General features: G+C 62.0%; 18 protein-coding genes and 1 pseudogene. 18 read left to right on the forward strand and 1 reads right to left on the reverse strand.

The annotated features are described in order from the left end of the window. Nucleotides 1–59: 59 nt before the first annotated feature. The 7 genes and pseudogenes from VJV41_RS01230 (at nt 60) to VJV41_RS01260 (ending at nt 5,549) form a co-directional block, all read left to right on the forward strand. A complete protein-coding gene (locus VJV41_RS01230) occupies nt 60–317 on the forward strand; it encodes a hypothetical protein (protein ID WP_325330267.1) in 258 nt (85 codons plus the stop codon). A 35-nt stretch (nt 318–352) separates the two neighbouring features. Continuing rightward, nucleotides 353–1,171: a hypothetical protein gene (locus tag VJV41_RS01235; protein WP_325330269.1), complete on the forward strand. Its 819-nt coding sequence runs from the start codon at nt 353–355 to the stop codon at nt 1,169–1,171. A gap of 327 nt (nt 1,172–1,498) precedes the next feature. After that, nucleotides 1,499–2,185 (forward strand): annotated as a pseudogene (locus VJV41_RS01240) (sensor domain-containing protein). 170 nt (nt 2,186–2,355) lie between these two features. After that, a complete protein-coding gene (locus tag VJV41_RS01245; RefSeq protein ID WP_325330303.1) occupies nt 2,356–2,619 on the forward strand; it encodes a hypothetical protein in 264 nt (87 codons plus the stop codon). 321 nt (nt 2,620–2,940) lie between these two features. Further along, nucleotides 2,941–3,177 carry a hypothetical protein gene (locus tag VJV41_RS01250; RefSeq protein WP_325330271.1) on the forward strand — a complete coding sequence of 79 codons (237 nt, stop codon included), beginning with the start codon at nt 2,941–2,943 and terminating at the stop codon, nt 3,175–3,177. Nucleotides 3,178–3,348: 171 nt separating this feature from the next. Continuing rightward, complete coding sequence (locus tag VJV41_RS01255) at nt 3,349–3,729, forward strand: type VII secretion target (protein ID WP_325330273.1); 381 nt, start codon at nt 3,349–3,351, stop codon at nt 3,727–3,729. Nucleotides 3,730–3,737: 8 nt separating this feature from the next. After that, complete coding sequence (locus VJV41_RS01260; RefSeq protein WP_325330275.1) at nt 3,738–5,549, forward strand: hypothetical protein; 1,812 nt, start codon at nt 3,738–3,740, stop codon at nt 5,547–5,549. 649 nt (nt 5,550–6,198) lie between these two features. On the opposite strand, the gene VJV41_RS01265 is transcribed toward VJV41_RS01260, so the two are convergent. Next, a complete protein-coding gene (locus VJV41_RS01265; RefSeq protein WP_325330277.1) occupies nt 6,199–6,981 on the reverse strand; it encodes an SseB family protein in 783 nt (260 codons plus the stop codon). 232 nt (nt 6,982–7,213) lie between these two features. Here VJV41_RS01265 and VJV41_RS01270 point away from each other — a divergent pair, with 232 nt between their 5' ends. From VJV41_RS01270 to VJV41_RS01320, 11 genes are all read left to right on the forward strand, one after another. Next, nucleotides 7,214–7,414: a hypothetical protein gene (locus VJV41_RS01270; RefSeq protein WP_325330279.1), complete on the forward strand. Its 201-nt coding sequence runs from the start codon at nt 7,214–7,216 to the stop codon at nt 7,412–7,414. A 4-nt stretch (nt 7,415–7,418) separates the two neighbouring features. Next, a complete protein-coding gene (locus tag VJV41_RS01275) occupies nt 7,419–8,123 on the forward strand; it encodes a hypothetical protein (RefSeq protein ID WP_325330281.1) in 705 nt (234 codons plus the stop codon). 109 nt (nt 8,124–8,232) lie between these two features. Next, the gene (locus tag VJV41_RS01280) at nt 8,233–8,358 is read left to right on the forward strand and encodes a hypothetical protein (RefSeq protein WP_325330283.1); all 126 of its coding nucleotides are present in this window, start codon (nt 8,233–8,235) and stop codon (nt 8,356–8,358) included. Nucleotides 8,359–8,673: 315 nt separating this feature from the next. Then, a complete protein-coding gene (locus tag VJV41_RS01285) occupies nt 8,674–9,810 on the forward strand; it encodes a hypothetical protein (protein WP_325330285.1) in 1,137 nt (378 codons plus the stop codon). A gap of 101 nt (nt 9,811–9,911) precedes the next feature. Continuing rightward, the gene (locus tag VJV41_RS01290) at nt 9,912–10,223 is read left to right on the forward strand and encodes a WXG100 family type VII secretion target (RefSeq protein WP_325330287.1); all 312 of its coding nucleotides are present in this window, start codon (nt 9,912–9,914) and stop codon (nt 10,221–10,223) included. Then, a complete protein-coding gene (locus tag VJV41_RS01295) occupies nt 10,223–10,507 on the forward strand; it encodes a WXG100 family type VII secretion target (RefSeq protein WP_325330289.1) in 285 nt (94 codons plus the stop codon). The genes VJV41_RS01290 and VJV41_RS01295 overlap by 1 nt, the downstream gene beginning before the upstream one ends. Beyond that, nucleotides 10,504–11,763, forward strand: coding sequence for a hypothetical protein (locus VJV41_RS01300; protein WP_325330291.1), 1,260 nt, complete (start codon nt 10,504–10,506; stop codon nt 11,761–11,763). The genes VJV41_RS01295 and VJV41_RS01300 overlap by 4 nt, the downstream gene beginning before the upstream one ends. After that, a complete protein-coding gene (locus tag VJV41_RS01305; protein ID WP_325330293.1) occupies nt 11,756–12,016 on the forward strand; it encodes a hypothetical protein in 261 nt (86 codons plus the stop codon). Before VJV41_RS01300 ends, VJV41_RS01305 begins: the two co-directional genes overlap by 8 nt. Before the next feature lie 179 nt (nt 12,017–12,195). Continuing rightward, nucleotides 12,196–14,112, forward strand: a complete 1,917-nt coding sequence (gene asnB / locus VJV41_RS01310; protein WP_325330305.1) for an asparagine synthase (glutamine-hydrolyzing) — start codon at nt 12,196–12,198, stop codon at nt 14,110–14,112. 343 nt (nt 14,113–14,455) lie between these two features. Then, nucleotides 14,456–14,704, forward strand: a complete 249-nt coding sequence (locus VJV41_RS01315; RefSeq protein WP_325330295.1) for a hypothetical protein — start codon at nt 14,456–14,458, stop codon at nt 14,702–14,704. 116 nt (nt 14,705–14,820) lie between these two features. Next, nucleotides 14,821–15,084, forward strand: a complete 264-nt coding sequence (locus VJV41_RS01320; RefSeq protein WP_325330297.1) for a hypothetical protein — start codon at nt 14,821–14,823, stop codon at nt 15,082–15,084. The last annotated feature ends 385 nt before the right edge of the window (nt 15,085–15,469 follow it).

Below are 15,469 nucleotides of genomic sequence, written 5' to 3' on the forward strand. Positions count from 1 at the left end.
TCGTGGACAGCGGCGGGATGATCAAGATTGGTACGGCGTTCATCCCATGAAATGACGATGTGCCAGACGCGTTCGCGCGTGGCAAGTCGCGGGTCGGACCAGACCACTCCGAACCGTGGGCGGAGGTGCCAAGGTCTGCGCTCGATGGAGTGGTGCACTTCCGCGTCAGTGGAAAGCTCGCCTGGCATTCCGTTTCGCTGCGGCATCGGCTGCTGGATGGCCGTATCGTGGTGGAGTTCGTCGGCCCGCCCGCTGTATCCCGTGCAATCGGATTGATCGGCGTCAATACATGGGTTGGACGGCTTGGTCGCACCTGATGAGTTGAAAGACATTCATGTCGAGGAAACGCGTCGTGCCTAAGCGACTCGTGTTGCAGAAGCTGCTCACTGCACCTATCGCCGCGGCCATCGTGGAGTCCGGTTCTGACCAGGTCGGTGGTTACGTCGCAGCAGCCTCGGCAGCAGCCAGCCTGAGGACTCCGGCGGAGCTGTTGGCGGCATACGTTGTCGACGGTTCTCCACAATTCATAGATGTTGTGCGCTTCGAGCAACCCTGGTTGGCAACACTGAGCATGCCCGATGATCGACAGCGGCCGTGGCAGACCTTCCCCAACGGATTCTTGCTCGGCGACTCACTGGCACAGGTGTGGGCCTTGGGACGTACTCGATACTCGTATGGCGCTGAGTACTGGCGAATCCGTGCCGACGGTGAGCAGAAGTGCCTGTCGCGCTATGAAGGAGCCGCCCGCGGGTGGGTTGGCGCGCAAGGGTGGCGTCCGCCCAGTCCGATGGTCGGCACCCTGGCACGCTGGCAGGATCACGAGTTCTTCGCCGACGTTTTACCGGAAAGCGTTCTACTGACTGCGATCACCGACGACGGCCCAGCAGGGTTTGAGCAGATCCACTCGCGCGTTTGGTCTGCGACAGTACCGATATCTGAGTGTGAGGTGTTCGAAAAGGTTTTCACAGCCGAGTTGGAAGGCGTGCCGGTGCGTCTGTTGCGCAGCATGGGACGAACCGCGGAAGTGCTCTTACTCTCCGACGAGCCCTCGGACGCCGAACGGGTGGGCGCGGGGCTTGTCGAGCCTGGCGTCTACGAAGTGATAGTCGACGCCGGCCGCCTGACAAACGTACAGGGTTTGGAGAATCAGCTGGCACCGACGAACGGATGACGTCGGTGGCTGTCGCCGTCACAGCACCGACTGCTTCGAGAGCGCGCGGACGACGTCACCAGAGTTGAATCCGGTCATCTGGTCGATGACGGGCCAACCGGTCGAGCGCGCTTTGCATCACGCCGCCCGCGCAGGCAGGCGCCCATTGCAGGACCACTCAGATGTGCCCAATCGTTATCAAGAACAACGTTTTTCGTTATGAGGAAACGCCGTTCAACGTCTTGAAGGCGTCGTCGAGCTTACTGCACCATTTTCTTCACGTGCCGCGCTATGGGGAGTATCGCGCCACGCTGATCGGTTGGGCACGGCTGGAATGGGGAGGAACACATGCGCCAGCCAACTGTCGCGCTGGGGGCTGCGCTCATCTGCGTTCTGATCGCCGGGTGCGGCAGCACGATAGGCAATGCCGAGTCGACGACGCCCACGCGATCGATGATTCCGCGTCCGCTTGTCGAGCGCGAACTGGCCGGCTTGTTGCTCAACCCGGAGCAGGTGAACGTCGCTCTGGGGGCGGCCGGAATGTCGGTCACAGAAAAGCAGACCGCGATGTCAGACAACAGCACCACCATGGCGCCTCAGGAGTGCCTCGCGATCGACGGTGCGGCCGAGGCGCCAGTTTACGCCGACAGCGGTTACTGGGCCGAGCAGGATCAGAGCCTCAACGACGGCGACAACTTCAGGCACTATCTCAAGCAGGCAGTGGTGTTGTTCCCTACCGTGGAAAAAGGCGTAGCCTTCTTCGACGCCTCCGCCCAACAGTGACCAGCCTGCCGCCAGTACACCCACACGCAGAGCGGTTCGCAGTGGTCCGTCGGGCAAGTTTTTAACGCTAACGGCACATTGAGTACCGTTGCGACTCAACAGAACGCGGCCGCACCCGGCTGGGGCTGCGGACGCGCGCTGGCACACAGAAACAATGTCGTTATCGACGTCAATACGTGCAGCGCTGACCCCGCTGACTCGGCGGTGAAGATCGCCGACCAGATCGCCGGCAATGTGACTGCGCGGTGGTGAGGCTGCGGAACTCGAAGCCGGCGCCATATCGCCGTGGGTGTTGCACGTCCATTTTTCGCCCATTCCCGAGCAGGACTCACCCCCCAACTTGGCGACTGTGACGGTCGACGGGAGGTGACCCTCCGGAGGAATACATCATCACGGACCTATCAGACTAGGACGGAGTGACCATGGTCTATGAGGACACATTCTTCTCCAGGGAAGACAGATATTCGGTCGGCATCGAAGAAGACTCCGCCCAACACTATGTGTCGATTCCTGTGAGTAACGGAGTGTTCGACTACGAGGAGTATTACAAGATCACGGCAGATCAATACCAGGCCTTTCTCAACAACCGTGACGCGGCAATCGAATTTGTCGAGTCGTGCCGCCGACACGAACGCGACGCCTTACTGATCGACAAGCCTGGATGGAACCGTGGGACTCCAGTGTGAACCTTGTCGACGGCGCAGAGTCTCGCCTGACTGTCAGATTTCGCGCATCTGCTTGAAGTTCCGCGGTGTCCTGTTTCGGGACATCGCTGACAAGTGTATGTCTCGGGAGATCGCTGACACCTGACGGGATCCCGCAGGGGAACTGATGACTGAGATACCAGTGACTGGCGCGGTCGCGGAGTACCGCGGAAGGCGATTTCGGATTCTCTTCAGTGGCGATTACTGGGTGGCTTTGCTCGCCGATCCCGATGACGAGGTGCCAGACGCATTCGCGCGTGGCGAGTCCGGGGTGGGACCGGCCCAAAAAAATCGTGGGCGCAGGTGCCGAGGACTGCGCTCGATGGAGTGGTGCAAGTCCGCGTCAGCGGAACGCTTGCCGGACATTCCGTATCGGTGCAGCAGCGGCTGCCGGATGGCCGTATCGGCGTGGAGTTCGTCGGCCCTTCCGCCACAGCCCGTGCAATCGGATCGATCGGCGACCAGTACATGGGTTGGACCGGCTTGGTCGCACCTGACGAGTTGAAAGACATCCATGTCGAGGAAACTCGCCGTGTCTGACCGACTCGTGGTGCAGAAGCTGCTCACCGCTCCCATCGACGTTCGGGGAGCCCCGGGGTGGAGAGCAGCGCGACCATGACTCCGTCAGTACTGGCCGGGCTCACCGGGCATCTTGCGATTCATTCCTTGCCGCGAAGTCTGAAGTCTCAGGAGCGTCCGTCTTTGGTGTAAATGGCCGGTGGTGCGGGCGGTATTCTTGCCGCGGGAAGCAGTTTGCTGGCGAGAGGGCGAGTGGTGGTGTCGAATCCAAATGAGCCGTTGAAGGTTGATCCGACAGAACTGCACTTGACGGCGGACCAGCTCGACGGGCACGCGAGCGATTTCCTGACAGCCCATCAGACGGCGCATTCGCAAGCGAGCCAAGTGAACCTCGGAGCGGGCTTGTCGACTGCTGCGTTGCCGCACATGCTCGCCGCCTGGGAGACGGATAGCGCCCGATTCGCAAAGCGTTTCGCAACAAATGCAGAAGGCCACCGCGACGCTGCGACCCGCTACGTGAAGACCGATACCGCCAGCGCCGACGGGATCGACGACGCGGGTGCCGCGCTGTGAGCTGACCTGTGCCGCTGAACCTGAAGGAGCTACGAGAGTGGCCTCCTGAGATCGCCGATCTGGCCGGGGCTACCCGTTCAGCTGCGACGAACCACACGAATTCCGCGGACTTCTACCGATCCTTGGCGAAAGCCTCCATCTGGGAAGGCGACGGCGGAGACGCGGCCCGTGCGGCGATGGTGGCGAGCGCCGGTGAACACGACGCCGTGGCCGACAACCTGGGCACGGCGGCGACCGGCATGGACCACGCCCAGCAGCTAGCCGAGGCTGTTGCCCAAGAGATCAAGGACATTCTCGATTACGCCGCTTCGGCACCCGCGGTGCAGATCAACGAGTCCACTAATCAGGTACTCCCGCCAGACACCACCTATTTGGACGAAGAGGCGGCCGCGAAGGTCGCGGCCAAAGTCGCCGACTTGCAGGCGCGTATCGCCGCCGCCCTCACCCAGGGCGAAGGAGTGGATGCGGACCTGGCTGGGGCGATTGCGACGGCCACGGGAACACCGGCTCCCGTGCTGAAGACGGCGTCATCGGTCGGGGACCTGTTGGCGCCCAATACCGAGGAACGCAAAGCACCGCCTTCGGCGGACGGCCGGCAGCAGCCGGACAATCTGGACACTGCACTCGGTCAGCTCGCCGGAAAGCCCGGCCAGCAGCCTGCCCCTCCAAAGCCCGCAGCGGGCGACGCCCGTGCGCCATTGCCGTTGGACCCGAAGGCTGTTGAGACTTTCAAGTCGACTGCCCGGCAGATGATGCTCCGCGATGGTGTGCCGCCAGACCAGATCGAGCAACGGCTCGACGCGATGGTCGCCGCAGCCCAGAAGCCCCTGCCCGCGTACACACCGCCGAAGCCGGACAAGATGCCGCCGCCTGGTTTCGGTGATGGATTCGCCGACCGGTGGTTCGCCACCGAACAAGGCATCAAGAACCTGTTCGGGCAGGGCGGACCGGGAGCGCCCGGTGTTCTCGAATCCTGGGGTGACTTGATCAAGGGCACCAACAACCAGATCACCAACCCTGTCGGGACGGCGATCGACGAAGTCAAGGCGGCGGCGAACTCACCGAGTGCCGCCTACTACCTCGGCGGCAAGGCTGCGGACGGTATGGCCGCCGCGCCGGGCATCGTCTTCGGTCCTGAAGCCGCGTTCGGACGCGCTGCAGCACTCGACGACCTCGCAAGCGTAGGGGCCGTCCCTCATGAACTCATCGAACACCCCACTCCCACAGGGGCATTCGAGCACCACACGCCGGCGATCCCCTTCACAGGTGATCACACCCCACCTCCAGTTTGGGATTACTCCGATGGCTACGCGGAACACGCTCCGGCCGTCGCATCAAACCTCAACGACGCTTTCGTTAATGGTCAGCCGACGGTTGATCTTGCCCGCCAAGTCGCTGACCTTTCGACGCACCACATGCCGGGCCCGCCCGACACGGGCATTGCGGACCGAGTGGTGCTCGGCAAGTGGGCCGGAATGGACGATGGATACATCGGTGAAGCTCGGGCCAACGGCGGCATCTATTTCGACACGGGGTCAGATACCTGGGATGCCATCGGCCATGGACTAAGCAGGCCCGACACCGATGCCCTCGGATGGCAAGTAAACGAACAATTTCTCCGCACCCAAATGGAGAGTCAAGTCGGGCGCATCGATTACATCCTTGACCACGAAAAATACGCTTCTCTTGAAGACATGGCTATTGACCGTGCAGGATCGTTTTCCGCGATGGAGGTAGCATTTCTAAGTGAGAACGCAGCGTCGTATGGATACCAACGTGTGGGCGAATCTTGGGTCTATGTGGGAGGTGGACGACGGTAATGTCTAAATTTTCGGACGACACTCAATCGATCGTCGGACCAGTATTAGCAGAACTTGGTTTCACCCTCGACGAGATCGACGATAGTCCTGATGAGGAGCGGGGAGGCAGTCGGCACATCGTCTATTACCGCTCGAATGATTGCAAGATACAGGTTTACGAATCATCTCGCGAGGGCGAAATAAACTGCATGATTGCACCGTTAGATGCGCCGAATGACTTCGGATTACGAACCAAGAAATGGCAGTATCTCACCAGGTTCGCCGGCCGACCTGACGGGGTACCGCTTGCGGAGTTGGTTCGCCTAGCGAAGGCCGAATACGATTCATACACAAATCCTTTGGAGTGGGTGAGGGATCGTATCGTGAGAAATTACGAAGCTGCTCACGCTGGAATTCTCCAAATGTATGGGGGCTCTTAACCGCACCGGCTCCACGTATCCCCATTTCTGAACCGTCGGCCCCAATAAGGAGTCGGCCACTCGTGCGTGCGGAAGAAGGGCGGACGTGAACATGTTGCGCACACGAACATGCCATCGACAAGAACCAGATGCAGGACGGGACGTCTCGATCAAGCTCACATCATCGGCGCGAACGTTGGACAAGAAGACTCGCGCTGCGCGTCCGGCGCATCATCGAGCTCGCTACTGAGCTACATTCCCCCACCAGGTGAACCAGAGCCAGCCTCAATCTCGTTCTCAGAGAACGCAACTGATGGCCAGGCAGGATTTATGACGAGTCCGCTGTAGCCGTCCGCGCGAACCTTCTCGAGCACCTCAAGCGTCGTGAGCGCGAAGAAGGCATCTGACACATTGAAAGCGACGACCTCCGGGGCGCTGGTGAAACCGGCTAGGGCGGATGCCCCGTCGGCCAAGGCCGTCGAGCGAACCCTCACCTCGCCGGGGACGGTCGTCTCGTCGGCAGCCAGCAGCATCGGGCCGTCCGCCAGGAGCACCTGCAGGACATCCCGCCTGTCCGTCTGGCCGGCGTGCAGCGCGGCGAGCGCTGCCTTCAGTGGCTCATTGTTCGGGTTGCGCAGGGCGAAATCGATATCCGCGGCCGATAGCGCACACGTGGGGCCCGCTGGGTCGATGTAGAGCCAGGCATCGCGTTGTTGCCGCGCGAGCTCCAGCGCGCCCGTCGTCGGCGTGACCATCGACTGAGTGTGAGTGCCCGGCGGATACAAGCCGGCGATCTCGTCCTGTCGCGTGAATGCGAACAGCGCTCGGCCGCCGCCCGGCCCGGTACCGCCGCGGATCTGGATCCGAGATCCGCGACGAAACAAGCCGTCCTCGGGCGTGTCTGACCCAGTGATGTCGAAGAGCAGTTCGCCGTACATGCACGACCGGAGCACGTCGAGCGCGCGTCGCTGCTCGGGCTGGGCCGCGAACTCAGCGACAGCCCGGCGGACAGTCGCGTTGTCGACCAAATCCATGATGCAGCCACCCTGCCTACTTCGCATCCCGCCTGCAACCAGTCGCACTGACGGGCGATCCCGGGCCAGATAACGGCGACGCGATCCCGCCGATCGGTTCAATCGAACAACCTCGACGTCTAGCGACCCCAACGTCTTGATAAGGGCACCAGGAAGACCGGCTCCTGACGACGAGTGCTCCGCACAAATGGCTGCGCCTTAGTTGTGGACGGTCTGCTGACAATCAAACGATGTGCTATATGGCGCTCCCGCCGGCGAAGAAGCCGCGAAGTTTGGCGGCCGCACGTTGGGAGCGATGGGCGGTGGGTTCCTCGCAGGTGCGGGTTGGGGCTCGTTCGTTGGACCCGAAGGCACGCTCGTGGTTGGCTTCCTCGGCGCGCTGGGTGGCGGTATCGGAGGAGAGAAGTTCGTGAACTGGATGATGGGCAAGTAACACCATGTCGAACGTATTCTTCGTCCTCCTCGTCGCCTGCGCAGTGGTTGCCCTGGCCCAGCAGTACGTCAAGTACAGCCGTAGCTCGCAACGGCGCATCTACTGGGGCTGTGCATGCCTCGGGGCGGCCGCGGCGTTTCTCGCCTTCTATCCAGATTCCAAGAAAGGAATTGGGATGGGCCTGTTCTTCTTGGGCGTAATGATCGCCGCCGCGTATGCGTACACGCCCTACATCAAGATCGGCAGCAAGGTGTATGCCCTGACAGTGCAGGACAGCCGACCTGACCCCGACGAAAACTCCGCGCGGGCTCCCGACGCCGGCGTGACGGAGCAGGACCAGGACCCGGCTCCTGATGCATACAGCGGGCTGCTCTCAGCCACGAAGATGTGGTGGTTGCTCATACCGCTGCTGGTCATCTCGACGGGCAACGTATACGCATATGCGTCTGGAAAAGTCGTGTGGTGGGTCGCCGCTATAGGGTTAGCCTTCATCGTATTTCTTGCCGTTGCAATGGGATTCGGCGACGCGAGTTGGGGCTACGGGATCGCCCGCGGTCACCGCGTACAGTTTGTCATCGCGGCGATTGTCACCGTTGGCGTGTTTGCAGCGTTCTACCTGGCGGGTTATCAAACGGGAAAGCATTGGCCGTTGCGACGTGAACAGTCGATGGAGTACCGCGCCCACCCACGGCACCAAGAACCGGACTAAGGGTCGAGCCAGTGCCGGCAACCCAACCCTCTGCTCCGCGACAAAGCGACAGTGCAGTTCGACACCGCAGGATTGACGAAACCTGCCGTGGCGGGTGATTCCCCGATCGATGCGCAAGCTGGCCGCGGGATCGAGCGAGTCCGCGGAGGTCGACGAGTTCATCGGCGATCTGCGGGAGCGATACCGTCGTCGCCCGCGGCTTCAGCTGGAGGTCGATCGCCGCGGGCTGCCGTGACGTGCTCGACGCGCCGCAGTTGGCGGCTTCTCGGCCCCGGCGTCTCGTCCCTTCGGATGGTCCAGGCCGGCTGCTCATCGAATAGGTCGCCGAAATCCTTTCTGCGGTCATCGAACTCGATGCCTAGTGTCCGCAACTGTCAGGCGACGGTTCCGTCGCCCTTGCGGTGCCACTACGCGCTCGCTCATGGGCCATGCATGCCGTTGGGCTCGAAGTATCTCGGCTTTCGAATACGGCGAATCCGCTGGAGCGGACGAGCTGCGTAGGAAGCCGTAGCTGTACCGTCCTGTCAGTGGTGTGTGGCATCTTTCGCCCATGGAGCTATTGCAGTCAAGCAATCTCGAGACGGTCATCGCCGTGGTGTCCCTCGCAGTGAGTTTCGTTGCCACGATTGCGACCATCTGCATTCCGATCCTACTAGCACGCTTGGCCTCATCGGAGAATCGCCGGCTTACGGAATTGCAGGACTACCAAGCAGAGACTCTCGAGAAGCAGAAAGCGATCCATCAGCGTCAACGGCGTGACGCCTTGCTCGACCAACTTCGCGATTTGAGCGACCGTGTGCGGCTGTCACTTGTGTGGGAGGAGATCGCCGAGTTCGATCCGTGTGATCAGATACTTCTCAAGACAGCGATTCGCGCCAATCCGCGTGTAAATCTTCCTGGTTCAGGCCAGGGACCCATTACACGGGATCTCCTTGATGACACTGCGGTCAGTGCATACATCGAAGGGATGGAGCGCCGCTACGGCATTGCAACGCAATTCAAGACGTTCGACGGATTCAGCGGGTTCGTGTGGCAGCTCAAGGACCAGAGTCCGGCCCAGCTAGAAAAGCACAAGAGTGCCCTCGTCGCAGTCCTTGTCGGGCCGTGCGCAGAGGTGCAGCGACCCAGTCATCAATTTTTCCGGAGGCTCATCGCCGACACGCCGGAATTCGCCGTGCCACTTCTGTACGCGGTGGAAGACATGTCCTACGAACTCGGCGGGTTCCGACTCAACGCCCTGACAGGCACATTACTTGCAGTCGTGGACATCATCGAGGAGAGGCAAGGAGCCCCGCGTCTATTGGGCAACATGCGAGAGGACATCGCACACGGGCTAGCGTGGCTGCTCCACCGCGGAGTGCTGCGCTCCTTCGAGCACTGGAACCTGCGCGGATCTTCTGAGCCGGTGTCCGCGACGGTGGCATGGCTGATTCGCGTTGTCGGATGGGCAATGGATGGCGACTCTCACATTGGCATGCGAATGGTCGAGAAGCTGCATTATTCAATCGAGTCGGTTCCCGCAGAGGATCGAGGATGGGGCGTCGACGCCGAGGATGTTGCAGAAGGATTCTCGGCGATCAGACGTAAGGCGCCGGTCCTCTGGGAGCGACATGGTGACGAGTTGATGCAGGCCGCCGATGAGATGGGACCGTGGCGCGAGAACGGTGAGTTCGCGCAGACTGCATAGCCGTCGACGCCTAGCTCCACGGGACGACAGATTGGTGTCAAGACGCCCCTCCTGGCGGCAATAGGCTCGTTCGTGACGAAGGCAGAGCCATCGAGGAAGCCATGGATCATCTGAGAGTAGACACCGATCAGGCGTACAACACCTCGCGTGCCGTGGGCAACGACGCCGAGGAACTCCGCGAGGAGTTGGCCGGGCTGCAACGTGACTGGGACAACCTGTCCCGCGGGTGGTCTGGTGTCGCTTCGTCCGCGTACTCGGCGATCTGGAGCGAGTGGGTGGAGGGCGCCAGCAAGCTAGTCGATGCACTCGCCGAGTCGTCGCACAACCTGGGCGTCGCGGCGGTGTCCTACGCCGAGCAGGACGCCGGTTCAGCCGCAGCCCTCGGCTCGACACCGATTGACATGGGACTTTAATGCGCTATCGGGTCGAACTCGAAGAATTGCTGGCGTTCGTCGACCGACTGCAGTCCTTCGAACAACGAGCAGAGGCGATCGCGGCCCGGGTCGACGGACAGATCGCCGGCTTGCATGAGATGTGGGCGGGCAGCGCCGCGACAGCGCATCGCGCACAGCACGACGAGTGGATGTCCGGCGCAGCTCAAATGCGGGAAGCGGTCGCAGAGCTTCGCGCCGCCGCCCACAACGCGCATCAGCACTACACCGACGCTGCGCGGCTCAACGTGGAAATGCTGTCGTGACGATCCAGGACGTCGACACCGAGACGTTCTACGCCGTCGGAAAGGGCCTGTTCGAGAAGGCCGGCAAGCTCTACGACGCGTTCAACGTGAACGTCAGCATCCTCGGCGGAACCGGGTCCATGGCCGGCACCGACGATGCGGGTAAGTCGTGGGCGACGTCGTACGACGAGCGGGTCAAGGAGGTGCTGGGCGCGGTTAATGATCTGACCAAAGCGTTGGAGAACTACGGCGGCGTGGTGATGCAGGCCGGATACAACCATGCTGTAGCGGAACACAACGCCACACCGGGCAACCAGGGTCCCGCGCCGGCGATGCCGCCAGAGCCGGCGAGTACGACCGGTGTCTTGTCGGCACCGCCGTCGGCGGGCGGTCCGGGGCGGGGTCTTGTGGACGCCATTGGGTTGATGCAGCAGGTTGGCTTGCCGGTGCCCGATGGTGACACCGACAAGGTGTCGAAAGCAGCGGACACGTGGAATCGGCTGGCGACCGTCTACCAGACGAAGACGATCGCGGAGGGGCTCGACGTCGACGCCCGCACCTTCCGAGATACGCAGTCCCCCGAGGTTGAGTACATCGTGAGAGACCTTGAGGAACTGCGCGACGCGATGACATCCGTAACGGACGGATGCGCCGAGCTGTCGCAGTCGTGCAAAGACTACAAGTCGGCGCTCGACGATCTGCGTAAGCAACTCGAGGACATCCTGAAGGAACTGGCGACCGAACTCGCCGTCACTGCGGTGATCGGCATTGCGGCGTCGTTCGTCTCTTTCGGTGGCGCTGCCGTCGCGGGCTCACTCAAGGCGGCCGAGTCGATCACGAAATACGCGCGCATCATCTCCGAAGCCGTTGGTGCGTGGAAGATCTCGAAGAACATCGCCACTGGCGTCAAGAAAGCCAAGGACATCGTAGGCCTGCGCGCGAAGCTGCAGCGCATCATCAACATGGGGCGAAAGGGGAAGCCGCGAACTCCCGGCGTCAAGATTCCAGATACTGCTCCGAAGTCGATCAACGGCTACACCAAGCACGCCGAGGACCAGATCGCTGGGCGCGATGGCGGGATTGGCGTTCGCAGAGATGCGCTAGAGGATGCTTTCAATCATCCTGTCCGCGACGTGGAGCGCCTCGTAGACAAAGAGGGCCGAGTGAGCTTTAAGTACACCGGTGAGAATGCAACCGTCGTCGTGAACGAGCAGGGCAAAGTCATCACCGGTTGGGCCAACAACAGTACGGGAACGGCAGGAGGCGCAGGTGGATAGCCGCTTCAGTTTTCTCAGCACCGCTCACGCGGACCTACTCAACGAGATCCTTGCTCGTCGCAGCCCAACACTTCTCGAGCGGGTTCGGGAAGCCAACTTCGTGTCACGCTCGGACGCCGAGCAGATCATCTCGGTCATCAATGACGAGTTCACCGAAAACCTAGACGACGACTGGGAACCGACCGATTATGGCCAGGCTGTCGGCGCCGTGCTCGCGCAGTTCAACGCTGCCCGCGTCAATGAGTGGCCGTAGGCCTCCTGATAATTCGCGGCTCGAACTGCGTCTCTCGCCGAGGTCGGTCCGCCGGCGGGCGGAATGGTGGACAAAACTCGCGGCGTTAGTTGAAACAGGCAGCGCTGCCCATCCGGTGGCGTGTCTTCGTGCCGACGCTCCCAGGTCGGCGCGCGACAACGACGCCGGAGGGCACAACGATGTGCGGGATATTCGCCGGGATGACACGTCACGGCCTTTCCAGTGACCGCTGCGATGCGGCGCTCAAGCTCCTGGAACATCGCGGGCCGGACGGCACCGGCATCTGGACGTCGCGTGATGGGCAGTGGACGCTCGGCCACACGCGGTTGTCGATCATCGGTTTGAGGAACGGCAGCCAGCCCATGACCAGCCCAGATGGCGCGGTGCATGTGGTGGTGAACGGCGAGTTTTACGGCTACCGCGAGCTGCGCGAGGATCTGCGATCCGCGGGTTATCGCTTCGCCACGGACAGCGATAGCGAGATCGCTCTGCACCTCTATCGGGAGCGCGGCATGCAGGCCGCGACGCTGCTGCGCGGTGAGTTCGCGGTGGTCATCGCCGACGAACGGCAACGCGCGATGTATGCGATCCGCGACCGCTTCGGGGTCAAGCCGCTCTACTACGCGGCGGTGAACGGAGAAGTGTTCTTTGCGTCGGAAATCAAAGCGTTGTTGGCACTGGGTGTGCCGGCTGCGTGGGACCTTGAGGGCGCTACGGGCGGCATGGGGCGATCTCACGAGAAGACCGAATTCGCCGGGATCAGCACCGTGCCGCCGGGGTGCTATGCGATCGCCAGGGACGGAGTTGTTCGCATCTATCCGTACTGGGATTGGGAGATCCCGACTGCCGAGCAGATGCGGGAAGACACGCGAAGCGAGGCCGAGGTTGTCGACGAATTCCGCGAGGCTCTGGCCGATGCGGTGCGGGAACGGCTGGTCGCCGACGTCGAGGTCGCGTCGTATCTGAGTGGTGGCATCGACTCGTGCGCCGTCCTCGGGCTCGCGCAGCAGGAGATGGCTCGGCCGATCCGCGCGTTCACGCTCACGTTCGAGAACCCGCTCTATGACGAAGCCAGCGTCGCCGAAGCTCAGGCCAAGCATGTCGGCGCGACGTATCACCCGATTCCCATCACCGGGCGGGAGATCGCCGAGTCGTTCAAGGAGGCGATCTGGTATTCCGAAACGCAGATGTTCAACGGCCACGGTGTGGCCAAGTATCTGCTCAGCCGTGCCGTCAGCGCCGCGGGCATCAAGGTGGTGTTCACCGGTGAAGGCGCCGACGAAATGCTGGGCGGCTATCCGTACTTCCGGGTCGACGCGCTGAGTGACAACGCGGCGTTGAGTGCCGGTGAGAGAGCGGCGCTCCTGGATGAGATGCTCGGCGCGAATGCGGCGACGCGCGCGTTGTTGATGCCGGAGCAGGTGAGCAGCCCGGAGATGCAAGCGGTGGAGCGCAGGCTCGGCTGGCTGCCCGCGACACTCAATGTGCCTGCAGCCCAGGCGAATAGCGTGGCGCCGTTGTTCCGCGACGACCTCCCGGCGTCGGTTCGGGAGTTTCAGCCGCTGGTGTCGGCGCTGGATCGCCTGCCGCTTGCGCAACGCGTCGCTGGCCGCGACCGGCTGAATCAGATGCTGTATGTCAATTCCAAGACGGTGCTGCCGAACTTCATTCTGAACTATCTCGCCGATCGGATGGAGATGGCGCACTCCATCGAAGGGCGGGTGCCGTTCCTGGACCACCGCGTCGCCGAGGTCGCGGCGCGCGTGCCGGTGGGCATGAAAGTGAAAGGCATTCGGGAGAAACATGTTCTGCGCGAAGCGGCGAAGGACGTGTTGATACCGGAGGTGTACGACCGGCAGAAGCATCCGTTCACGACGCCGCCGACGCGCGACACGAACGACCCGATGCTCACGTTCTACCGGGACACGTTCGCATCGCAGGCCGCGAAGGACCAGCCGATCTACGACATGAAGAAGGTGTCGACGGCTTTAGACCAGCTGCTCGAAGTCCCCGACGATCAACGCATCGCGGTGGAAGGCGGTCTGCAGCGGGTAGCGAGCGTGATTGTGATGCAGGAGCTGTTTTCCATGGCGTGAAGCGGGGCGAGCTCTCACTGAAACACTTTGCACGACAGGGCCAGTCGAGGCGTTCCAGGAACGTGGGTAAGTTCACCTGCAGGATGGGCGCCTTGTTCGGCAAGTCGGTGTTGGTGTGGCAGCACCTCGTGGGTTCGAGTTGTGTTGGGTGATCTCCCCTTGGGGCTTTAATCCTGCCGATGGCAGTGGAATCGGACTACTACGTGCTGTCGGTGGATCCGAGCAGGCCAGGGCCAAGGCGCACCGACGCGCTGGCCAAATACCGCTTCTTCCCCTGTGCTGCACCCGATTAGTTTGATTTGCTATTGGCTGGAATGAGGCCACACGGAAGGGAATCCGCAACATGGACGATGATTTCAGAGCACGGGAAGTATGGTTCGACATCCCGGCGGGGAGTGTGCCGGATATGGCTTGCGGCGGGGCGCGCAACGGCGTGCCTGACTACGTCGGAACCGAATACTTCCGCCCCGAGTACTTCACTGTGGAGTTCAACGATGATCGGATGACAGAGCTGAGGCTATGGGGCCGACAGATCAAGAAGGACGGATCGCTGGGTGTCCGCCACATTGACTACTTATGGCAGTGGGGCTGACGACTAGTCAGATAACCGGGGCGACTCCTCGATGCGATTGTTGTCCCAGGGCATGTCGGCGATGGCGTCTACGTTTGCGTCATGCAGATCGTGGGATCTGTCGTCTAGGAGTGAAGATGCGAAAGCGCAGGGTCACCAAGCAGCAAGTCGAGGCCAGCAAGCGAGGCAAGGCGAAGGTTGCAGCGCGGGAGGCGCGTGACGTCGCGTACCGCACGGCGCTGGGCGTCGCGAAGGACGGGAAGCTGCCGAACAGCATCGGCAACACCGCCTCTGCTGGCGGCGGCCGGGACCGCCGTGGTAAGGCGAACGGCGGCATCGGAGACTCTCCAGACCAACGCCGGGGAGCAGCCACTCGCAACCGCGCGAAGCTCATCGGCTAGGCCCCCCGGCGGATATGTGCCCGGTGCCGTGCGCGGGCCCTTCTCCAAGGCAAACAGCCACAGTCCGGCCGCAAATGGACCGCCTAGGTGCCTATGGCTAGCTCGAGCCAGGGCGCGACGTCATTCACGTTCTGCATTCCCGAACAACGCGCTCTGAGCACGCTGCGCCCCACAGTGTGGGCGCTTGGGACGCTAAATCCAATGCGCACCCTCGGCGCACTCCGCTATCGAATAGCAACTCACACAACGCATCTGCGCTTCACTAGACTACCGAGCGTCTTAACGTACTACGCACCGAGCCATCGATCCAGCACTTTCCATGCCCTCGATAGCAAGTGGTTAGACCTCTCGAGCACAAACTGTGCGTTCCATTCGCCGGAGTACT

Origin of the sequence: Mycobacterium sp., from assembly GCF_035274705.1 — a bacterium.
Taxonomy (GTDB): domain Bacteria; phylum Actinomycetota; class Actinomycetes; order Mycobacteriales; family Mycobacteriaceae; genus Mycobacterium.